The 21030-nt window shown below is 69.7% G+C and carries 22 protein-coding genes; 15 read left to right on the top strand and 7 right to left on the bottom strand.

Annotated elements, in window-relative coordinates; translation table 11 throughout:
• The first annotated feature begins 76 nt into the window (after window positions 1-76).
• Genes E1292_RS23820 through E1292_RS23835 form a run of 4 tightly spaced genes read left to right on the top strand, consistent with a single transcriptional unit; the run spans window position 77 to window position 4092 of the window.
• Window positions 77-778: a vWA domain-containing protein gene (locus E1292_RS23820; protein ID WP_132597428.1), complete on the top strand. Its 702-nt coding sequence runs from the start codon at window positions 77-79 to the stop codon at window positions 776-778.
• Entirely contained in the window at window positions 775-1842 is a 1068-nt protein-coding gene (locus E1292_RS23825; RefSeq protein WP_132597429.1) for a protein phosphatase 2C domain-containing protein, read from the top strand. Before E1292_RS23820 ends, E1292_RS23825 begins: the two co-directional genes overlap by 4 nt.
• A 21-nt stretch (window positions 1843-1863) precedes the next feature.
• On the top strand, window positions 1864-2901 hold the full coding sequence (locus E1292_RS23830) for a protein kinase family protein (RefSeq protein WP_132597430.1): 1038 nt from the start codon (window positions 1864-1866) through the stop codon (window positions 2899-2901).
• A complete protein-coding gene (locus E1292_RS23835) occupies window positions 2902-4092 on the top strand; it encodes an FHA domain-containing serine/threonine-protein kinase (RefSeq protein WP_132597431.1) in 1191 nt (396 codons plus the stop codon). It abuts the gene before it with no gap.
• Here E1292_RS23835 and E1292_RS23840 read toward each other — a convergent pair.
• On the bottom strand, window positions 4082-5488 hold the full coding sequence (locus E1292_RS23840) for a type 1 periplasmic-binding domain-containing protein (RefSeq protein ID WP_132597432.1): 1407 nt from the start codon (window positions 5486-5488) through the stop codon (window positions 4082-4084). The two genes, E1292_RS23835 and E1292_RS23840, sit on opposite strands and share 11 nt — an antisense overlap.
• Before the next feature lie 415 nt (window positions 5489-5903).
• Between E1292_RS23840 and E1292_RS23845 the strand changes: the two genes are divergently transcribed.
• Window positions 5904-6635: an aminoglycoside phosphotransferase family protein gene (locus E1292_RS23845; RefSeq protein WP_132597433.1), complete on the top strand. Its 732-nt coding sequence runs from the start codon at window positions 5904-5906 to the stop codon at window positions 6633-6635.
• On the opposite strand, the gene E1292_RS23850 is transcribed toward E1292_RS23845, so the two are convergent.
• Entirely contained in the window at window positions 6616-7251 is a 636-nt protein-coding gene (locus tag E1292_RS23850) for an NAD(P)-dependent oxidoreductase (protein WP_132597434.1), read from the bottom strand. The genes E1292_RS23845 and E1292_RS23850 overlap by 20 nt on opposite strands.
• A gap of 81 nt (window positions 7252-7332) precedes the next feature.
• Here E1292_RS23850 and E1292_RS23855 point away from each other — a divergent pair, with 81 nt between their 5' ends.
• On the top strand, window positions 7333-7689 hold the full coding sequence (locus E1292_RS23855; RefSeq protein WP_132597435.1) for a winged helix-turn-helix transcriptional regulator: 357 nt from the start codon (window positions 7333-7335) through the stop codon (window positions 7687-7689).
• On the opposite strand, the gene proS is transcribed toward E1292_RS23855, so the two are convergent.
• Window positions 7683-9125, bottom strand: coding sequence for a proline--tRNA ligase (gene proS, locus E1292_RS23860; RefSeq protein WP_132597436.1), 1443 nt, complete (start codon window positions 9123-9125; stop codon window positions 7683-7685). The two genes, E1292_RS23855 and proS, sit on opposite strands and share 7 nt — an antisense overlap.
• A gap of 162 nt (window positions 9126-9287) precedes the next feature.
• Here proS and E1292_RS23865 point away from each other — a divergent pair, with 162 nt between their 5' ends.
• The 6 genes from E1292_RS23865 (at window position 9288) to ehuA (ending at window position 14737) form a co-directional block, all read left to right on the top strand.
• On the top strand, window positions 9288-9602 hold the full coding sequence (locus E1292_RS23865; RefSeq protein ID WP_132597437.1) for a hypothetical protein: 315 nt from the start codon (window positions 9288-9290) through the stop codon (window positions 9600-9602).
• Between the two features lie 240 nt (window positions 9603-9842).
• Window positions 9843-10193 (top strand): alpha-amylase inhibitor, encoded by a 351-nt coding sequence (locus E1292_RS23870; protein WP_132597438.1) that lies wholly within the window; start codon window positions 9843-9845, stop codon window positions 10191-10193.
• A gap of 1420 nt (window positions 10194-11613) precedes the next feature.
• On the top strand, window positions 11614-12543 hold the full coding sequence (ehuB, locus tag E1292_RS23885; protein ID WP_132597440.1) for an ectoine/hydroxyectoine ABC transporter substrate-binding protein EhuB: 930 nt from the start codon (window positions 11614-11616) through the stop codon (window positions 12541-12543).
• Between the two features lie 7 nt (window positions 12544-12550).
• Window positions 12551-13279, top strand: coding sequence for an ectoine/hydroxyectoine ABC transporter permease subunit EhuC (ehuC, locus tag E1292_RS23890; RefSeq protein ID WP_220447028.1), 729 nt, complete (start codon window positions 12551-12553; stop codon window positions 13277-13279).
• Window positions 13276-13929, top strand: a complete 654-nt coding sequence (gene ehuD, locus E1292_RS23895) for an ectoine/hydroxyectoine ABC transporter permease subunit EhuD (RefSeq protein WP_132597441.1) — start codon at window positions 13276-13278, stop codon at window positions 13927-13929. Before ehuC ends, ehuD begins: the two co-directional genes overlap by 4 nt.
• 46 nt (window positions 13930-13975) lie before the next feature.
• Complete coding sequence (ehuA, locus tag E1292_RS23900) at window positions 13976-14737, top strand: ectoine/hydroxyectoine ABC transporter ATP-binding protein EhuA (RefSeq protein WP_132597442.1); 762 nt, start codon at window positions 13976-13978, stop codon at window positions 14735-14737.
• Between the two features lie 61 nt (window positions 14738-14798).
• Here ehuA and katG read toward each other — a convergent pair whose 3' ends face one another.
• From katG to E1292_RS23915, 3 genes are all read right to left on the bottom strand, one after another.
• On the bottom strand, window positions 14799-17030 hold the full coding sequence (katG, locus tag E1292_RS23905) for a catalase/peroxidase HPI (RefSeq protein WP_132597443.1): 2232 nt from the start codon (window positions 17028-17030) through the stop codon (window positions 14799-14801).
• Between the two features lie 32 nt (window positions 17031-17062).
• Window positions 17063-17500: a Fur family transcriptional regulator gene (locus E1292_RS23910; protein ID WP_132597444.1), complete on the bottom strand. Its 438-nt coding sequence runs from the start codon at window positions 17498-17500 to the stop codon at window positions 17063-17065.
• 80 nt (window positions 17501-17580) lie between these two features.
• Window positions 17581-18036, bottom strand: coding sequence for a hypothetical protein (locus E1292_RS23915; protein ID WP_132597445.1), 456 nt, complete (start codon window positions 18034-18036; stop codon window positions 17581-17583).
• A gap of 161 nt (window positions 18037-18197) precedes the next feature.
• On the opposite strand from E1292_RS23915, the gene E1292_RS23920 reads away from it, so the two are divergent.
• Window positions 18198-18941 (top strand): NUDIX hydrolase, encoded by a 744-nt coding sequence (locus E1292_RS23920; RefSeq protein ID WP_220447029.1) that lies wholly within the window; start codon window positions 18198-18200, stop codon window positions 18939-18941.
• Here E1292_RS23920 and E1292_RS23925 read toward each other — a convergent pair.
• Complete coding sequence (locus E1292_RS23925; RefSeq protein WP_132597446.1) at window positions 18920-19336, bottom strand: helix-turn-helix domain-containing protein; 417 nt, start codon at window positions 19334-19336, stop codon at window positions 18920-18922. The two genes, E1292_RS23920 and E1292_RS23925, sit on opposite strands and share 22 nt — an antisense overlap.
• A 52-nt stretch (window positions 19337-19388) precedes the next feature.
• Here E1292_RS23925 and E1292_RS23930 point away from each other — a divergent pair, with 52 nt between their 5' ends.
• Both E1292_RS23930 and E1292_RS23935 read left to right on the top strand, forming a co-directional pair.
• Window positions 19389-20405, top strand: coding sequence for an NAD(P)/FAD-dependent oxidoreductase (locus E1292_RS23930; protein WP_132597447.1), 1017 nt, complete (start codon window positions 19389-19391; stop codon window positions 20403-20405).
• Between the two features lie 5 nt (window positions 20406-20410).
• Window positions 20411-21030, top strand: a 620-nt coding sequence (locus tag E1292_RS23935) for an MFS transporter (RefSeq protein ID WP_132597448.1), incomplete at its 3' end; no start/stop codon positions are given.

Raw genomic sequence — 21030 nt, forward strand, 5'->3', positions numbered from 1 at the left:
TCCGGTAGGCCGCTGCCGCATCCATTCGTTCGCCGACCTTGCCAAGACCGATAATCCCGATAAGGATGAAAAGCCGATGACATCGGCTAACGGGCGCCCTCGCGCCTTCCCCTTTTACATCGTGTGCGACGTATCGCATTCGATGCACACCGCCCGCGAGGACGGACGGCCCACCCCCTTCGAGGTGCTGTCGAACTGCGTGGGGGAGTTGCTCTTCGAGCTGGAGGCGGGCGACCCGGGCGTCAGCGAGGCCGCGCACGTCGCCGTCGTGTCCTTCGCCGACAAGGTCGAGGTGGTGCTCCCGCTGACCAGGCCGTGCGACGCGATCAGGGTCCCGGCCCTGCGACCCGGCATGCAGACGGATTACCTGGCGGCTTTCCGCGGGCTCGTGAAGATCATCGAGAAGGACCACAGGAAGCTGTCCAGACAGTTCGACGTACGGGCGCCGGTGGTCTTCTTCATCACCGACGGCGAGCCGTACGTCGGCGCGAACCACCAGGACGTCGAGATCTGGGGCCCCGCGCGCGACCGGCTGGCGGGCCTCGACCCGGCTCCGTACATCGTGGCCCTCGGCTTCGGGTCGGTGCAGGAGGACACCCTGCGACGGGTCGCCACCACTCTGAGGGGCGAAGTGCTGGCCTTCGCGGGCGAGGTCGCGACGGGGGCGGCCACCGTGCTGCACGGCATCGCGCAGGCCGTCTCCGACAGCATCAGCGCCTCCGTCAACAGGAACACGGCCGTCCTGCGCGGGCCCGCAGGGATGCGGCAGCTGAGATGATCAAGGCGGCGCTGGCGGGTTTACTCCTGGTCATCGGGATCGGTCCGGTGGGGGCGCGGCCTGCTCCGTCGCCGGAGCCGACGGTGACCGTGACCGTGACGCCCGGTCCGGCACAGGGGGGCGGTGCGGCGTCGGGCTGGCCGCTGTGGATCCTGTCCGGCATCGCCGGCGCCGGCGCCGTGCTTCTCGGGCGGTTCGTGCTCGCGCGCAGGAACCGTACTGCCGCCGCCGACGGCAGAACGCCCCTCGGCCCGCCTCCCCAGCCGCTGCCCGTCCTGCTGGCGGGCGGCGCGGACTCGCGCGCCCCGGGCGTCGCGCTCGACGGCGGCATGCTCGCCCAGACGACGATCCGCGCCGTGAGCATCCGCGGGCGGCGCCATCGATATCGCGGCGAACCCCTGCAGGACGCCTACGCGGTACGGCTGAGCGCGGACGGGCGGTGGGTCATCGCGGCCGTGGCCGACGGGCTGGGCAGTACGCTGCACGCCGAACACGCCGCCGCGGTGGCCGTACGTGCCGCCACGAGCCTCTCCCTGACCCCCGACCCCGGCTGGCACGCGGCCTTCGCCACCATCGCAGGGGAGGTCATGCGCGCCACCGCCCGGTTCGCCGGCCAGCCCGCCGGCAGGGGGTCGGATCCGCCCGCCACGACGCTGACGATCGCGGTGGTCCCCGCGGACGGCGGGCGCGGGATCGCCGCCTGCGCGGCCATCGGGGACTCGCCGGCGCTGTGGCTCCATGACGGGACGTGGACCGAGCTCTTCCCACCGGACGGGCAGAGACCGGGCAACGTCACCTCCGCCCTGCCGGACGACCTCGGTGAGCTGCGCGAACGGCAGATCGACTGGCAGCCGGGGGACGTGCTCGTCCTGTGCAGCGACGGGTTCGGGACGGCCATGGGCGGCGGCGGCAGCGTGCTCGCCCAGCAGCTCGTCACATCGTGGAGCTCGCCGCCCGCGCTGCGCAGCTTCTTCCGCGATGTGGGTTTCCATCTGTCGACTTACGACGACGACCGGACCGTTCTGGCGTTGTGGGCGGGCCGCCACGACACGGCCGTCCTGTGACAGGAGTGCGGCAGCAGAAGCATGAATCCCCCAGACGTGGTCGACGAAGCGGATCTGAAGCCCCCCACGGACGCCGACGCCTACTCCCTGCGTCCGGGCGGTCAGGCGCGCAGCCTGGAGCTGTGCGAGGTCAGCGGCGTCCCTGGCCGGTTCCTGTTCAAGCGGTACGACGAGGAGACGCTGGCGGGGCTGGACGAGGAGGCCCTGCTCGCGATGGTGCGCTGGCGGCGAGACCTTCCCCGGCACGACCGCGCGACACTCGATCAGCGGTGTGCGTGGCCGGTCGCGGCGGTCCGGCACGACCGGATCACCGGCATTCTGATCAGGCCCGCTCCCAGGCAGATGTTCGTCGAGCTGCGCGACCGGCTGGTGCCGCGGCACCTCGACGAGCTCACGCGGTCGCCCGAGCGGGTGAGCGCGCTTCGCGATCACTATGGCACGCGGTACTACGAGCCGCCCTACAAACTGGCCGTCCTCGGTCAGCTGCTCGCGACGGTGCAGTGGCTGCACGAGCAGGGCTACGTGGTGGGCGATCTGCAACTGCGCAACGCCGTCTTCACCCTCGATCCGTCGCCCGCGGTGTACCTGCTGGACTGCGACTCCTGCCTACCGGTCGGGGGCCGCGGCGCCTTGGCGGAGGTCGATCCCGAGCAGTGGAAACTCCCCCGTGAAGGCGCATTCACCCAGGAGTCCGACTACTACAAGTTCGCCTGGGCCGTCGTACGGTGCCTCCAGGAGAGCGCCGAGGCGTGGTCGCTCGACGATGCCGCACTCGCCAGGGTTCTGCCCTTGCGGCACCGCCGCCTGATAAGGCAGTGTCTGGACGATTCACCCGAATCAGTGGACACCGAACGATGGCGGGCGGCCGGCGAGTCGTGGCAGTGGCTCGTCACTCCCGAACGCATCTACGTCGAAACCGACTCCAACCTGCGCGAGGCGTGGCGGCGGGGGAAGTCCGCGGTGGGGGACGGCTCGCGGGGTCGGCGCGGGGCGGTCGTGGTGCTGCTCGTCGTCCTGGCGGCGCTCGCCGTCGTCTTAGCGGTCACGTTGGGAGCCTGAATGGACACCGGCGAGCCACGGCACATCGGGCCCTACGAGGTGCTCGGCCGCCTGGGTGTCGGCGGCCAGGGTACGGTCTACCTCGGGCAGAGCGAGGCCGGCCGGGTCGCGATCAAGGTGATCCACGCGCAGGGGGCGGCCGACCCGAGGGCGCGCAGGCGGTTCGCGGACGAGGTGTCCATCGCGTCGCGGGTGCCCAGGGCGTACACCGCGATGATCATCGACGCCGCCATCGACCGTGACCAGCCGTACATCGTGAGCGAGTACGTCGAAGGCCCGTCACTGCAGAAACTCGTCGACAACCACGGGCCGCTGTCGGGGCCCGCGCTCGAACGGCTGGCGACCTACACGGCCACCGCCCTGGCGGCGATCCACGGCGTGGGAGTCGTCCACCGGGACCTCAAGCCCGCCAACGTCATCATCGGGCCGGACGGACCACGCGTCGTGGACTTCGGGGTCGCCCGGGCCCTGGAGGCGACGGCCGTGATCACCACGCCCGTGGGGACCCCCGGCTATCTCGCGCCGGAGCAGGTGGTGGGGGCCGACGCCGAGGTGGGCTTCCCCGCCGACGTGCACGCGTGGGCGGCCACCATGTATTTCGCCGCCACCGGCAGGATGCCGTTCGCGGGCAGCAACGTGGCCGTCATCATCAACCGTGTCCTGAACGAGACCCCCGACGTGGCGGTGATCTCCGAGCCGCTGCGTTCGCTGATCGCCGACTGCCTGGCCAAGGATCCGGCGCGGCGGCCCACCACCATGGAACTGCTCGGCCGCCTCGTGGGGCATCAGTCGGAGAACGTTCAGGCGACGGTGCCCCGCACCCGGATCCTGTCGGCCGTCGTCGGAACGCTGAAGGAGACCACCACGCTGGGCAGCGGGCCCGCGGCCGACATCGTGATCCACGGTGAGGGGATCGCCCCGGCGCACGCCACCGTCCGCAAGGTGAGCGCCGGCTACCGGCTGCACGACCACAGCAGCGGCCTGGGGACGTTCATCGACGGCAGCCCCGTGCTCTACGCGACCCTGCGGCCTGGCGATCGGTTCACGATCGGTACGGCGGTGCTCCGCCTCACCGAGGCGGGGGCGCTGGAGCGCGTACGGCTCGGCCGGATGCCCGCCGCCCGCTGGTGGTTGCTGCTCCTCCTCGCCGCGGCCGTGGCGCTGCTGGTCTACGTCGCCGTCACGGGATAGTGACGGGCGTGGGCGCGGTGACGTTCACGCGTTCCCCGGTCTTGGAGTCGAGGGTGAAGGCGCCGCTGGCGCCGCGGATGACGTTGGTGCCGGTGAACAGGTAGAGCTGCCCGCGCACCGCCGCGGTGGAGGGCAGGCTGAGCTGGGACGGGTCGGCGCCGATGGCGGCCTTCTGCACCGCGGTGGCCGCGGCGGTCACCGCGTCGTACGCCATGATCGCCAACCCGCTGCTGAGATGCGCCGCGGAGAAGGTCTCGCCGTGGTGGGGCGCCACGAACTCGTTACGGAACTGCTGGTAGAGCTGGCGGTGCTGGTTGTCCTCGTGGTCGAGCCGCTTGGGGTCGGCGAGCGGCACGAACATCACCTTGATGGGCGCATCCGGGTCGTGCAGCGACGGGTCCTCCGGATCCTGGTTCTGGGCGTCGTCGCCGGTGACCACGGTGATCGGCGTGGATCGGCAGGGCCGGTTCCGCAGGAGCTTGAGGAACGTGGGCATGAACGTCTGGCGGCCGGCGTAGAAGATCATGTCGGTTTTCGATCCGCAGATCGTGTCGCTGATGGTCCGGAGCAGCGAGGGTCCGCCACGCGGATCGAAGGGGAAACTGAGCCCGGACTCGTCGACATACGGCTTCAGCCCGAGCTCCGGATCGAGGAAGGCGTCCTTCAGCGAGAGGGCGTAAAGGTCCTTGGTGCCCTGCGGGGTCACGTCAGCCCACATCAGGGCCGCGCTCCCCTCGACCTTCTTCTTCTTGAACTCTTTCGCGATGGCTTCGAGCTGGGCCGTGGTGCTGACCGCGGTGCGGGTGAGACCGGGAATGGGTCCGCCGTCGTCGATCTCGCCGGTGGTGTTGAATCCGGCCGCGGTGATGAAGTCGGCCACCATCGGAATTCCGGGGTCCTTGGCCAGGGCACGCGCGGCGTCGATGCTCTCCTGCTGGCTCGGGCCCATTCCGGTGACCGCGACGATCTGACCGGGACTCCCCGTCGCGCCCGTGGCGGCGTTCTTCCGCACCGCCTGCACCGCCGTCCGCCACTTCGAGCCGTCGTGGCCGGTGTTGGCCAGCACGAGCCGGATCTTGGGGAACGTCTCGGACTGGTTGGCCCGATACTGGCCGATGAACGCCCCTTCGAGCTGGTGGAGAGCACGATCTCCGACCAGACCGCGCGGGCCCGCCCCCATGGGGGCGAGGAGCGCGATCGTGCTGTAGTCGGTGCCCTCGGTGACCTTGCGGTTCTCCGCCGCGATGACCTCCAGGAGCTGGTGGTACTCCTTGCCCAGGACCATCGTCCCGTCGGCCGGGTCCATCAGCCCGACGCATTCGCCTTCGATGGCGACGACGTCCTCGCTCTGCGTTTCACAACCGCCCCAGGGCCACCACCCCTGGGTGTAATTCACGAGTACGACAGTGGATATCAGTACGGCGACCACAACGACGATCACCACGAGTTTGCGGCGGAAAAGTGTCCCTACCTGTCGTAAGAGGTTCCAGACGCGCGCGGCGAGGGAGGGTGCCGGTGCCGGTTCGTCATACATCTGGACTCCAACCCGTCACTGATCCCTTGACCGCGCCATCCCCGAATATCGGTCGCACGCTTCCCCTCCCTGGGTCGACGGGCGCCTAAACTCTCCGTCATTAAAACGTGATCAATGACGGCCGGACAACGGTTAGTTGGCGGGTTGATCTGGAAACGGTTGGGCTTCGTTATCTGGGGCGCTTGAGTCTCCTCTTCGACGTGCAAGAAACTCGGCATTCCTATGATCATCGGCTTCAGGACCACGCCAGGGCGCCGAAGAGGAGAACTCCCCCACCATGCGAGACGTCCCTGCCGAAGTTCCCCTGACCGGAGGGCGCATCACCCCAGGCGTCGTCCGCGTCGCCGACACCGTTCGGCGCCCCGCCACTGGCTCCTCCGCTTTCGTCACCCGTCTGCTCACGCACCTTCAGCGCTGTCAGTTCTCGGGAGCGCCGCGCTATCTCGGCCGGGACACAGCCGGCCGGGACGTTCTCAGCTACCTGCCCGGCTGGGTGCCGGCCACGTTCCGGCGCTGGAGCGACACCCAGGTCGCCGCGGCCGGCGTGCTGCTTCGTTCGTTGCACGACGCCACGCGGAGCAGCGGGCTCACCGGCGAGCACCCGGTCGTCTGCCATCACGACCCCGGACCGAACAACACGGTGTTCCGCGCCGGGCTGCCGGTCGCCTTCATCGACTTCGACACCGCCGCCCCCGGCGATCCGCTCGAGGACATCGGCTACATGGCCTGGACGTGGTGCGTCTCGTCGAAGAGCACCGCGCCGCCTGCCGCCGAACAGGCCGCCCAGGTGCGGGTCCTCGTCGACGCCTATGGACTCGATGCCGAGCGCCGCGCCGCCGTCGTCGACGCGATCCTTGACCGCCAGTCCCGCAACATCCGGTGGTGGACCGGGCGCCTGACCGGCCCCGCTCATGGGTCGGCCGACCCGGAGGAGAGCATCGCCTGGTCCGAACGCGAACACGCCTTCACCGGCGCCAACCGCCCTCACTTCACCGCGGCGCTGCGGTGACGCCGATGTGCGTGCGATGGTGGCGAGGGGTGTCGATCTCGTCGAGCAGGGCGACCGCCAGGTCGCCGTAGGAGATGCGGCCGGCCATGTCGACAGCTGCGACGGCGTAGCGGCCGGAACGCGCACCGGCGTGGTCGAAGTCGCCGGCCGGGCTGACGATCAGCCAGTCCATCCGGTCGTCCGAGGAGCGCAGCACGGCCGCCGCGGCCGCGTGCCCCAGGCAGATGGGGCGGAATTCCTGAGGAAAGCCTGGGGTGTCCATCAACGGTGTGCCGTCGGCGGTCTCCAGCGTCGCCGCGAGGCCGAGGGCGACCAGCCTGCCCACCCCCGCCCGCGTCAGGCCGTCGAGAAGGGCGCGGGCGGCGGCCGGGAAGAAGGCGTCGGGCCGTGCGCCGGCGTCGTACGCGGCCATGATCGCGGCGTCGTGCCCGGCCGCGAGGCGGGCGACCGCGCCGGCCTCGGTGACGTCGCCGGCGCGGACTGCGGCGCCCGTGAGGTGCCGGTGCCTGTCCGGGTCGCGGACGACCGCGGTGACCTGGTGGCCGCGGCGAAGGGCCTCGCCGACGGCCGACCGTCCAGCGCGCCCACCGGCACCGAACACAATGATCTTTCCCATGGTCCACCTCTTCTCCGATGTGCTGCGCCAAGGTAGCCGGGGCCGTGGTTACCGCGTGGATAGCGCGGTTACGGTAGTTCCGTGACGCAGCCGCTGGATCCGGAGATGTTCGACCCGGTCTGCCCCTCCGGCCTGATGCCGATCAGGATCGGGGACAAATGGGCGGGAATGATCATCCAGTGCCTCGAAGAGGGTCCCCGGCGGTTCTCCGAACTCCTCGTACCGCTGCGGACCATCACCCCCAAAGTGCTCACGAAGTCACTGCGGGCGTTGGAACGCGACGGCTTCGTCGTCCGTACGGTCCACGCCGGGCCCGCCAGGCACGTCGACTACGGGCTGACCCCGCTCGGCCGGAGCCTGCTCGGGCTGCTGGACGCGGCGCGTGCCTGGGCGGAGACACACATGGACGAGCTGATCGACGCCCGCGAGAATCAGTAGGCCCGCCCGAAGATGACCCGCTTGCCGTAGGCGGAGGCGTCACCGCAGAGCACGCACCGCCCGGTCTCGGGGGCGCCGTCGAGCGGAATGCAGCGCGGAGTCGCCGCGACCTTGGCCTTGATGTCGGCCTCGCACGCGGCTTTGCCGCAGTGCAACGCCAACGCCCATCCCGACGCGACGGCATCCGTGAAGGAGTCCCAGGACTCCACCTCCGCGGTGTGACTGTCGCGGAATTCGGTCGCCCGCCGGAGAAGGAAGGCCTGGAAATCCTCCAGCACGCCAGGAAGGAGCTCCGGTACGGAGGACAGCGGGATGCTCTGCTTGCCCTCGTCGCCGAGCCGCTTGGCCATCACCACGGTGCCGGACTCGAGGTCGCGCGGACCGAGTTCGAGCCGGACGGGAGCTCCGCGCAGCTCCCAGTCATTGAACCGGAAGCCGGGCGAGAGTTGTGCGCGGTCGTCGACGTGGGTGCGTACACCGGCCGCCTTGAGCCGCCCCGCGAGCTCCCGCGCCGCGGCCGAGGTCTGCGCGCCCTGGTCGCCGCGTCCGATCGGCACGATGACGACCTGGTAGGGGGCCAGCCTGGGCGGCAGGACCAGCCCCTTGTCGTCGCCGTGGGTCATGATGACCCCGCCGATCATCCGCGTCGACATGCCCCATGAGGTGGTGTGGCACAGCTCGAGCTGGCCGGCTTCCGAGGTGTACTGGATGTCGAAGGCCTTGGCGAAGTTGGTGCCCATGTAGTGGGAGGTGCCGGCCTGGAGCGCCTTGCCGTCCCGCATCATGCCCTCGATGGTGAACGTACGGACGGCGCCGGCGAACCGCTCACCGGCCGTCTTCTCGCCCGGCACCACCGGGATCGCCGCGACGTCCCGCGCGACCTCCGTGTAGAGATCGAGCGCCAGCATCGTCTCGCGCATCGCGTCGGCCTCGCCGGCGTGTGCCGTGTGACCCTCCTGCCAGAGGAATTCCGTCGTGCGCAGGAACATGCGCGGCCGCAGCTCCCAGCGCACGACGTTGGCCCACTGGTTGAGCAGGAGGGGGAGGTCACGATGGGATGAGACCCACTTGGCCATCATCTCACCGATGATCGTCTCCGAGGTGGGCCGGACGATCAGCGGCTCTTCGAGCTCCTTGCCGCCGGCGTGCGTGACGACGGCGAGCTCGGGCGAGAATCCCTCGACGTGATCGGCCTCTCGCCGGAGGTAGCTCTCCGGGATCAGGAGAGGGAAATAGGCGTTCTCGTGACCGGTGTCCTTGATCCGGCGGTCGAGCTCGTCCTGGATGAGCTCCCACAGGCGGTAGCCGTACGGTCGGATGACCATGGTGCCCTTGGCCGGGCCCCTGTCGACGAGCTGCGCCTTGGCGACCAGCTCGTTGTACCAGGCAGAGAAGTCCTCCTGCTGAGGAGTCACACCACGTTCGTCACGTCCCATGCAGGGAGAATATCGCGCGCGCGCCCTGGCACACTCTCTGCGCATCCAGCTGCCGGAGCTGCCGACATCGAGCAGTCCTGGGACTCCGCGCAGCCGGCCGGGGACAGCCGATCGGCAGCGTCCACCCTGAGCCGCGCCTTTCTGGACGGGGAACATTCGCGGATGAAGGCCGCGGCCCTCGCCGAGGTGCCGCAGGCGTGGAAAGGCAGGCCGTCGAACGGCGGCGCCCTTACCCGATCCAGCGCATCCGTCCCGGTGGCCTTCGGCGAACGGCGTCCGCTGCAATGCGAGCACGTGCGCAGGACTCTCCGCTCATTTGTCGTGGCCTGCTTTCCGAGGAAATTGCCGGGCGTGAACACTTGGTATTCGATAGGGCAAAGATATGTGAGCATTTCCGCCGCGCCATGGTGGCAGTACCTGGGTGTTGATCGCGACGACGGCCGCCATAGCGATGGAGGGCTGGGCCAGCTCTCATGACAGCCCTCCGTAGCAGGGCGCCGGCATGTGAGACCAGCCTGCGGTCCTCGGCAGACATAAAGATCATGCGCCGAGCGGTCCACCGCCGTGTCGGCACGGGTCACCCGGACGGATGCCCACGGGGAGTAAGTCATGGCTTGACTGCTGGTCAAGAGGACAAATTGAGTTCGTTATGGGGATCCACTAGAGTCCCCATCGGCAATTCCCCCTCACAGAGGACCAAGCGTGAAGCTAAGGAAAGTGATCCCCGCCCTGGCCGCGACAGGTGCTGCCGCCACCCTGTTGCTGGGCGCCGCCCCATCCGCCGGCGCCCAGGCGACGACCCAGGTCAGCGCGGAGGCGGCCAGCGGCTATCCCAGGCTGAAGTGCTCGAAGGTCACGGAGAAGGGCGGCTGGCAGTCGTATCGCTACGTCACGGTCAAGAACAACTGTCAGAGTACGCTCAAGGCCAACGTCGAATGGTCGGGCAAGGACAGTGGCTGGGTGGCCATTTCCAAAGGGACGTCGCACACGTTCAAGCGGGAAATCATCATGGGGGCCTACGGCGTGAAGATGTACTACAAGGGCAAGCGGTACAACACCGACCTCTGAAATCCGCCGCGATGCCCATGCTCATGGCTGTGTAAGGCCGATCGGCTGGAGGCGCTCAACCCGATAACGGGAAACGGGCCGGTCCATCACGGGTCGGCCCGTCATCGTTGTGAGAGGGCGGTTCACGGGTCTATGACGTGTTCGCTAATCCGGTGACGAATTTCCTTGTCGGTGCCGTCTTCTTGGCAGAGCACCTCGCGCAGGGATCAGGGCTTGCGAACACGCGGCGGCATAGTCGATTGGGCATCCTTGAGCGCGGTTCGGCGTTCATGTTCGGCGAGGGCTGAACTCGCCGTTGGCGGAATGGCGGCTGGCAACCGTGGCGAGCGCGCCCGGCCGGGCCTGCGGGAGGTGGTCCGCCCTGTCGTCGTGAGGTTCGCACCGGAGCACGCGACGACCGCGCTGGCCGCCTGGCCTGCTGACCGTCGCGATCCCCCTGCTCGCGGTGGCGGTGACGCTGCACGTGAAGCCCTCGCCGGAGATGCCGGCCGGCTCTCAGCGGGGAACCACCTGAGCGCGGACGCCCGGCAGCTCATCGAACGCGGCCGAGGCGTCCATCGTGATCACTGTTCTCGCCGTGGCCGCGGCTGGCCAGAAACGCCTTGACCATGCGCCGCGGTGCGACAGGAGCGGGGCATATCACGGCAATGCTTCCCTCCGCGGGTCACCACTATTGTCTCCCCGTGTTCGGCCTGGTCAAGGACGGCGGCGAAGCTCCGGGAGGCTTCGGTGGGGGCATCACCTTCATCAAATCGGATCATCCGATAGCAAGGGTGTCACTCAGTCCAGATATGCCAAGCCCTACGTGCTTCACCTGGGAATTTGCCGAAGCGCCCCGGCCGTGCGCGCGCGGGAGGTGCCGGTGGGCGGGTGGGTTTACCCAGGTCACAGGTTGACATCAATGTCACGTAACGCGAATCACATATTTTCTCTCTGGACAAGCGCCCCGTTCTCTGTTTGAGATCGTCCCGTGACGGCCTCGAAAGCGTTTCGGCGGGATGGGGCGATCACCGTCACCGGCGACGTTTGCCCAGCTCAGACAGGGTAGTAACCGGGTTTGGCGGCAAGTATAACCCACCAGACGACTCGGAAAACGGACAAGCCATTTTCCCTACCCGGTGATACCGGGGCCTCAAACATCGCGGACCGAAGACGGTTCGGAGGAGCACACAGGAACGTCCGCTAGGTTCGGGGCCCATGTTGGCGAAACGCATCGCCGGTTCGGCGTACGCATGGAGGCCCTGCCCGCATGCGCGGGGCCGGATGTCTTCGAGCGGCGCCGAAGCGGCGGAGCGTATCGCGAGGCCACGGTGCCTCCGGGCCTTCCCCTCTTGCATAGGAAACCGAACGGCGGGGACACCTGTCTTTGATCCGTTCGGATGAGCATAGTTAACGTTATCGGCACGAACGGGAGTAGAGCGTGACGGCCAACCGTTGGACGCGTCGGGATTTCTTCAGAAGCTCGGGACTCACTGCGGCGGCCCTCGTCGGCGGCCCCGCCCTCATCGCCGGTTGCAGCCGCGTCGACGACGGCACCACCAGCGCCTCGCAGAGCGCTGACCCCCTCGCCCGCTTCAAGCAGACGGGCACGATCAAGGTCGGCATCGCCAACGAGCAGCCGTACGGCTACCGCGACAAGGACGGCAACCTGACCGGCGAGGCCCCCGAGGTGGCCCGCGTGATCTTCAAGGCGCTCGGTGTGGACAACCTTGAGGCGCAGATCGTCGACTCCTTCGGCTCCCTGATCCCCGGGCTGCAGTCGAAGCAGTACGACTTCATCGCCGCCGGCATGTTCATCACCCCCGATCGGTGCTCGCAGATCGCCTTCTCCAACCCCGACTACGCCGGCACGACCGCGTTCCTGGTGGCCAAGGGCAACCCGAAGAAGATCACCAGCTTCGAGGAGATCGCGAAGGGCGGCGCCAAGGTCGGCGTGCTCGAAGGCGCCGTCGAGAAGGGCTACGCGGAGAGCGGCGGCGTGAAGGGCAGCCAGATCCAGGTCTTCCCCAACCAGAACGCGGCTTTCAAGGGCATCCTCGCCGGCCGGGTGGACGCCATCGCGCTGACCGCCGTCTCGCTGCGCTGGACGCTTCAGCAGCAGTACGCGGACGAGCCGCTGGAGGTGACCGAGTCGTTCGTGCCGGTCGTCGACGGCAAGGAGCAGGTCGGCGCGGGCGGGTTCGGCTTCCGCAAGGCGGACACCGGGCTCATCGAGGCGTTCAACGCCGAGCTGAAGAAGTTGCAGGACTCGAACGGCGTGCTGCCGCTCATCGAGAAGTTCGGCTTCAGCAAGACCGAGGTCGACAACGCCGCCAAGCTCACCGCCCAGCAGCTCTGCGCGGGTTCCTGACGCGAGCATGATGACCGTCAACCCGTGCAGCGGGGACCTGCCTGGCGTCTTCGGCGAGACGATGCCCTTCCTGTGCCAGGGAGCCTTGGTCACGTTGCAGAGCGCGGCGGGCGGCGCCGCGCTCGCCATCGTCATCGCCCTGATCGTGGGGCTGATGGCGTCCTCGCCTCTGCGGACCGTCCGGGGCGTCGCCCGCGTCTACATGGAGTTCTTCCGCGGCACGTCCGTGCTCGTCCAGCTGTTCTGGCTCTTCTACGCGATGCCCATCCTCACGGGCTACCAGCTGGACAAGGTGTTCGCCGGCGTGCTGGCACTCGGTCTCAACCTCGGCGCCTACGGCTCGGAGGTGGTGCGCGGCGCGCTGCAGGCCGTGCCCCCCAGCCAGCGTGAGGCCGCGATCGCGCTGAACTTCACGCCGCTGCAGCGGATGCGCTACGTCATCCTGCCGCAGGCGTTCGCCGAAATGGTCCCCCCGATGAACAACCTCCTCATCGAGCTGCTCAAAGCGACGTCGCTGCTGTCCGTCATCACCGTGGCCGACCTGGCCTACGAGGGCCGGCTGCTCGTCAACTCCGGGAGCGACCAGCTGGTCGTGTTCGCGCTGATGCTGGTGATCTACTTCCTGTTCTCGTACACGATCACGTTGGTGATGAGGTTCGTCGAGAAGCGGGCCGCCCGCATGGTGGGACGGGGCAAGCCGCGGCGGGCCACGGCGGCAGCGGAGGCGGCCCGATGATCTGGGACTGGAACTGGGCACTGGAGATCCTTCCCCAGCTGCTCACGCAGGGACTGCTGGTCACCGTTCAGGCGACGCTCGGCGGTGCGGTGCTCGCGTTCGCGCTGGGGCTGGTCGTGGCGCTGCTGCGCCGCTCGCGCAGGGCGTACATCAGCCGGCCGGTGGGCGCGGTCATGGAGTTCATCCGCAGCACGCCGCTGCTGGTGCAGCTGTTCGTGCTCTACTACGTGCTGCCGGACTTCGGGTTCAAGATGACCGCGCTGACGACGGGCATCATCGGGCTGGGCGTCCACTACGCCGCCTACACCTCGGAGGTCTACCGTGCGGGCATCGACGGTGTGCCGAAGGGGCAGTGGGAGGCGGCGATCGCCCTCAACATGCCCCGCCCCTACACCTGGATCAGCATCGTTCTCCCGCAGGCCGTACGCCGGGCGCTGCCCGCCCTGGGCAACTACGTCGTGGCGATCTTCAAGGAGTCGCCCCAGCTGTCCGTGATCACCGTCGTCGACGTCGTCGGGCTCGCCCGCGGGGTCGGCTCCGAGAGTTTCCGCTACCTGGAGCCGATGACCATCGCCGGGCTGTTCTTCCTGCTCATCGCGATCCCGGCGTCGATGCTCATCCGTCGTATGGAGCGCCGTCTTGATACCTGAAACGCAGTCTGAGAAAGATCCCCGTGCCGAGGGGGATCAGCAGTGGATGATCCAGTTCGACAAGGTCGTCAAACGGTTCGGTGACGTGACGGTCCTGCGCGAGCTCGACTTCCACGTCAAGCCCGCGGAACGCGTCACCCTGATCGGGCCGAGCGGGTCGGGGAAGACGACGATCCTGCGCCTGCTGATGACCCTCGAACGGGTCACCTCCGGCACCATCGAGGTCGACGGCCAGTGCCTGTCCCACATGAAACGCGGCGACCGTACCGTGCCCGCCGACGAGAAGCACCTGCGTCAGGTCCGTAAGAAGATCGGCATGGTGTTCCAGCAGTTCAACCTGTTCCCCAACATGAACGTGCTGCGCAACATCACCGAGGCTCCGGTGCGGGCCCTCGGCGTGCCCCGTGAGCAGGCGGAGGAGAAGGCCCGCGAGCTGCTGGAGATGGTGGAGCTGTCCGACAAGGCGCTCGCGCATCCGTCGCAGCTGTCGGGAGGGCAGCAGCAGCGGGTCGCCATCGCGCGGGCGCTCGCGATGGAGCCGGAAGTGCTGCTGCTCGACGAGGTCACCTCGGCGCTCGACCCCGAGCTCGTCTCAGGCGTGCAGTCCCTGCTGCGTGACATCGCGCGTTCGAGCAACCTGACCCTGCTGTGCGTCACCCACGAGATGAACTTCGCCAGGGACATCTCCCACCGGGTCCTCATGTTCGACCAGGGCCAGATCGTCGAGGACGGGCCTCCGGAGCAGATCTTCAACGAGCCGGAGCAGCAGCGCACACGGGACTTCCTCCAGGCGGTGCTGGACGCCTGAGGACGTCCGGGCCGGCCCGCGCCGGCCGGCCTGGACGCGCCTCTGGTTCAGCGACTGAGGTTCAGCGCAGGTCGAACCGGTCGAGGTTCATCACCTTGTCCCACGCCGCGACGAACTCCGTCACGAACTTCTCCTTCGCGTCGTCGCTCGCGTAGACCTCCGCGAGCGCACGCAGCTCGGAGTTCGACCCGAAGACGAGGTCGGCCCGGGTGCCGGTCCACTTGACCTCGCCCGTGGCGCGGTCGCGGCCCTCGAACGTGGTCTGGTCCGGGGACGTCGACTTCCACGCCGTGCCCAGGTCGAGCAGGTTGACGAAGAAGTCGTTGGTGAGCTTCCCAGGGGTCTCGGTGAGGACGCCGAGCGACGACTGCCGGTGGTTCGCGCCCAGGACGCGCAGGCCGCCGACGAGCACCGTCATCTCGGGGGCGCTCAGGGTCAGCAGGTTGGCCCGGTCGAGCAGCAGGAACTCGGCGGCCAGCCGGTGGCCCTTCCCGACGTGGTTGCGGAAGCCGTCGGCGGTGAGCTCCATCGAGGCGAACGACTCGACGTCGGTCTGCTCCTGCGAGGCGTCCACGCGGCCCGGTGTGAAGGGCACCTGGACGTCGAAGCCGGCGTCCTTTGCGGCCTTCTCGACGGCCGCGCACCCGCCGAGCACGATCAGGTCGGCCAGCGAGACCTGCTTGCCGCCGGTCTGGGCGGCGTTGAAGGCCTGCTGGACCCCCTCCAGAGAGCGCAGCACCAGCGCCAGCTGGTCGGGGTCGTTGACCTCCCACCCGTTCTGCGGCTCCAGGCGGATGCGGGCGCCGTTGGCGCCGCCGCGCTTGTCGCTGCCGCGGAACGACGCGGCCGACGCCCACGCCGTGGACACCAGCTGCGACACCGACAGGCCCGAGGCCAGGATCCTGGCCTTGAGGTCGGCGATGTCCGCCGCGTCGACGAGCTCGTACGTCCTCGCGGGCAGCGGGTCCTGCCACAGCAGCGTCTCGGACGGGACCTCCGGGCCGAGGTAACGCTCGACCGGGCCCATGTCGCGGTGGGTCAGCTTGAACCACGCCCTGGCGAACGCGTCCGCGAACGCGTCGGGGTTCTCGAGGAAGCGGCGCGAGATCGGCTCGTAGACCGGGTCGACCCGCAGCGACAGGTCGGTGGTCAGCATGGTCGGGGCGTGCCGCTTCGACGGGTCGTGGGCGTCGGGGACGGTGCCGGCGCCGGCGCCGTCCTTCGGCCGCCACTGGTGGGCGCCCGCCGGGCTCTTGAACAGCTCCCACTCGTAGCCGAAGAGGATCTCGAAGAAGCTGTTGTCCCACGTCGTCGGGGTGTTGGTCCAGATGCCCTCGAGGCCGCTGGTGATGGTGTCGCCGCCCTTGCCGGTGCCGAAGGTGTTGCGCCAGCCGAGGCCCTGCTCCTCGAACGAGGCGGCCTCGGGGTCGGGGCCGACGTGGTCGGACGGGCCCGCGCCGTGGGTCTTGCCGAAGGTGTGACCGCCCGCGATCAGGGCGACCGTCTCCTCGTCGTTCATCGCCATGCGGCGGAACGTCTCACGGATGTCGCGGGCCGCGGCGAGCGGGTCGGGGTTGCCGTTCGGGCCCTCCGGGTTGACGTAGATGAGGCCCATCTGCACCGCGCCGAGCGGGTTCTCCAGCTCGCGGTCGCCGGTGTAGCGCTCGTCGCCGAGCCAGGTGGACTCGGGACCCCAGTAGACGTCCTCCTCGGGCTCCCACACGTCCTCGCGGCCGCCGGCGAAGCCGAAGGTCTTGAAGCCCATCGACTCCAGGGCGACGTTGCCGGACAGGACCAGGAGGTCGGCCCACGAGAGCTTCTTGCCGTACTTCTTCTTGATCGGCCACAGCAGGCGGCGGGCCTTGTCGAGGTTGGCGTTGTCCGGCCAGCTGTTGAGGGGGGCGAACCGCTGCTGGCCGGAACCGGCGCCGCCGCGGCCGTCGCTGATCCGGTAGGTGCCCGCGCTGTGCCACGCCATCCGGATGATGAACGGGCCGTAGTGGCCGAAGTCGGCCGGCCACCAGTCCTGCGAGGTGGTCAGCACCTCCGCGATGTCGCGCTTCACGGCCGCGAGGTCGAGGCTGTTGAACGCCTCGGCGTAGTCGAACTCCGCGCCGAGCGGGTTGGCCACGGCCGGGTTCTTGGCGAGGATCTTCAGGTTGAGCCGCTCAGGCCACCATTGGCGGTTTCCGCCACCCTGAGTAGGGTGCAGTGCGCGCTCGTGCGCCACCGGGCAGCCGCCCTCGCCCTCGGTCTTGGGGTCAGTGACGATTGCTTCGTGGTTCTCGGACATGGATTCCTTCCGATATCGGGACTTCCTGGCACTCAGGAGTTGCGACTGGTGGAACAGCGGGGGCACAGGCCCCAGTAGATGACCTCGGCCTCGTCGACGGAGAAACCGTGGTCGTCCGACGCGGCCAGGCAGGGTGCGTGACCGACCGCGCAGTCGACGTCGGCGACGGCACCGCACGACCGGCACACGACGTGGTGGTGGTTGTCCCCGACACGCCCCTCGAACAGGGCCGCGCTGCCGGCCGGCTCGATGCGGCGTACGAGGCCCGCGGCGGTGAGCGCGTGAAGGGCTTCGTACACGGCTTGCAGGGAGATGTGGCCGACGCGCTCGCGCACCCCGGAGGCGATCGCCTCGACGCCGAGGTGGTCGCCGTTCCTGACGGTTTCGAGCAGCGCGACGCGGGCTGCCGTCACCCGCAGTCCTGCCCCGCGCAGCTCCTCGGCGGTCGTCGGCGTCTTGGGTGCGGTCATGGCCGCCACCGTATCGCCATAAACACGAACGATACAAGATAACGAACGATGCAATTTAGCGGCGTGTCGCGGGCGGCGGATCAGGCTCCGTTGTCATCGAGGCGAACGAAGGTCGCCCCCGCGGCGGCGGCGCGGGCGCCGAAGTGGTGCCCGTCGCACATCCGCGTCTCCGTGCCGGCCCGGTCGATCACCTTCCACGTCACCGGCTCCTCGCACGGCCGGCCGAGCCGGTCATGGTCCCAGGTGCGCTGGCACACGCGGCACGTGGTGACACCGGCCCTGGCGGACAGGGTGTTGCCGTGCTCGGGGCAGACCCCCCATGGCAGGCCGCACGGCTGGACCTGGAGCCTGGCCAGGTCGGTGGCCGCCCGGTGGAGGTCTTCCGCGCCCCGGGCCAGCCGGCTCGCGGCCTGCCGCGCGGTCGTGAGGGGCTCGGGCTCCGGCTGGGCGGCGCGGTCGCAGAGCGCCAGGACCTCGGCGGTGAGCGCCTCGGCGCGGCCCGCGAGGTCGCGCAGGTGTGCGGGAGTGACGGTCATGGCGGCTTCCATCTCGCAGGGGCCGCCGTGCGCGCGGCCGGGAATGGTTGCTGATCTGGACCCTACGTCCTATCCGGCGCAGCCGTGCCCACCGCCGTTCCGGCGACAAAGGTCAGGTCAAGTCCGGTGATGGAGTCATCACCGCGAGTGACCATGGGCCGGTGACCCAACCGCTGCCGCGCACGCCCGGCGTCGAGCTCCTGGACGTCCACCGGCTCTCCCTGGTCGAAACCGCCGCGCCCCGGCTGTCGCCGGATGAGCGGGCCGCCATGAACCGCCTGTGGGAGGAGGCGGTCCTGGCCAACCCGAGCCTCTTCGACGGCCCGGTGGTGGCGTGCGCGAGCCTCGGCTGGGAAGGCCCGCACAGCCTGGTGGTCTCCTGGGTACGCACGACGTTCCGGCATCACGTCCTGCGCCGGGTCATGGGCTCCGCCGCGTGGTTGCCGTCGCTCTTCGTCGCCGTCGTGCAGCCGGCGGACGACGGGCGCCTGCTGGTCGGGCGGATGTCGCGGGTGACGGTCGCGCCCGGCCGCTGGCAACTGCCCGGCGGCTCCATGGAACCGCCCCAGGGCGACGAGCCCCTCGACGTGGCCGCGCTGGGCAGGCACGCCGCCCGCGAGCTGGTCGAGGAGACCGGCGTCGACACGCTTCCCGAAGACCTGAGCCTCTGGCTCGTCACGCGCGGCGCGACCGGGAACGTCGGTGTGCTGTTCAGCGCGCCGAGCAGGCCGGCGTCGTTCCTGCGCGCACGGTTCGCGGCCCTGCGGGCCGCGGAAGAAGACCCGGAGTTCGACCGGATCGCCCTGGTCCGCTCGCCTGCCGAGCTGGGCGGGCCGCTGGTCGACTACCTGGAGCCGGTCGTCCGCCGCTGCCAGCGGTCGGGTCAGATCATGCACATGTCCTGAGCCGGCGTACCTGTCTCCACGATGCGCCGGTAGTCGGGGCACTGGGTGAAGTCGTCCGCGCGGCACTCCATGAGGTGCTCGATCAGCGTCTTGGACGCCGCGATCTCCCGCAGCCGGCGCTCGAGCTCCTCGTGGTGCCGCTGGAGGAGCGCCTGGCGTTCGGCCTGGCCGGAGACGTTCAGGATCTCCCTGATCTGCTCCAGGCTCATCCCCGCCGACTTGGCGCGGATGATCGTCATGACGCGAATGACGTGCTCCTGCGTGTAGCGGCGGCGGCCGTTCACCCTGGCGGCGGGCACCAGCAGGGACATCGCCTCCCAGTGGCGCAGCACGTGCGGCGCGAGCCCGAACCGCTCGGCGAGCTCTCCGATCCGCATGGGTTCGCTTGACTTCATGTTGACATTAACTTGCAGACTTGCCTCCACGTCAAGACGCCTGGAGGCGAACATGTTCGACGTCGTCATCGCCGGCGCGGGCCCTGCCGGCACGGCCGCCGCCCTGACCCTGGGAAGGATGTGCCGTACGGTCCTGCTGATCGACGCGGGCGAAGGCCGCAACGCCCGGGCCGGGCAGGTGCACAACTTCCTGACCCGCGACGGCACGCCGCCCGCCCGGCTGCGGGAGCTCGGCCGCGCCGACCTTGCCGCGTACCCGTCGGTCCGCGTCCGGGCCGGGACGGTCACCGACGCCACGGTGCTGGACGGCGGCTTCCGCCTGGACCTGGCGGGCGGCGGCACGGCGGGCGGCGCGACGGTGGGCGGCGGCACGGTGGACGGCGGGACGGTGGGCGGCGGGACGGTGGACGGCGGCACGGTGGACGCGCGCCGGCTCCTGCTGGCCACCGGACTGGCCGACGACCTGCCAGGCCCGCGCGGGGTCGAGGCGCTGTGGGGCCGGTCCGCCTTCCACTGCCCCTACTGCCACGGCTACGAGTGCGCCGGCAAGCGGGTCGCGGTGCTCGGCGCGGCGCCGGCCCGGGTGCGGCTGGCGCTGCAGCTGAGCCGCTTCGCCGCCGACGTCGCCCTCTGCACCGGCGGCGAGCCCCTCGACGCGGCGTCGCGGGCCACGCTGGAGACGAACGGCGTCACCGTACGGTGCGAGGCCGTCGCCCGTCTGGAGGGCACGGGCGACCGGCTCGAACAGGTCGTCTTCGAGGGCGGCCCGCCCCTGGCCAGGGAGGCGGTGTTCGTCGTGAACGTGCCGCGCCAGCGCTCCGGCCTGGCCGCGCGTCTCGGCTGCGCGGCCTTCGCCGACGGGTGCGTCGAGGTCGACGAGTTCGCCCGGACGAGCGTGCCCGGCGTGTACGCGGCCGGCGACATGGCCCGGCGGGCCACCCTGCCGGTGCCGCTGGCCGCCGTCGTCGCCGCCGCGGCCGGCGGCACCCTGGCCGGCGCCGTCATCGACCAGGACCTGGTCGGCGCCGACTTCGGCCTCCCCGACCCGTTCGCTCGGGCAAGGAGCTGATCGCCGTGCCCAGGGTCATGCTCGGTGCCGCGTCTGGAACGAGCAACGTGCCGCTCGCCACGGCCGGCCTCCTGCTCGGCATGCTGCTGTCGGTCCTCGACCAGACGGTGGTCGCCATCGCCCTGCCCGACATCGCCGCCGACCTGGGCGGCATGGACGCGATCGGCTGGGTCGTCACGTCGTACGTGCTGGCCTCGACCGCGACCGGCGCGCTCTACGGCCGGGTCAGCGACCGGTACGGCCGGCGCCCGGTCCTGCTCGTCGCGGTCGCCGTCTTCGTCGCGGGCTCCGCGCTGTGCGGCCTGGCGCAGACGATGCCCCAGCTGATCGCCGCCAGGACGGTGCAGGGCGTCGGCGCCGGCGCGCTGTTCGTGCTGCCCACGATCGTGTTGTCCGAGCTCTACCCGCAGCGGCTGCGCAGCCGCGTGCAGGGCTTCACCGGCGGCGTGTTCGCCCTGGCCGGCGTGGGCGGCCCGCTCGCCGGTGGAGCGATCACCGACGCCGCGGGCTGGCGCTGGATCTTCGCCGTCAACCTGCCGCTCGGCCTGCTCGGCATGGCGCTCATCGCGTACGCGCTGCGGCTGCCCAGGGTGGGCGGGGACGGCAAGGTGGACCTGGCGGGGGC

Origin of the sequence: Nonomuraea deserti (genome assembly GCF_004348685.1) — a bacterium.
Classification (GTDB): Bacteria; Actinomycetota; Actinomycetes; order Streptosporangiales; family Streptosporangiaceae; genus Nonomuraea; species Nonomuraea deserti.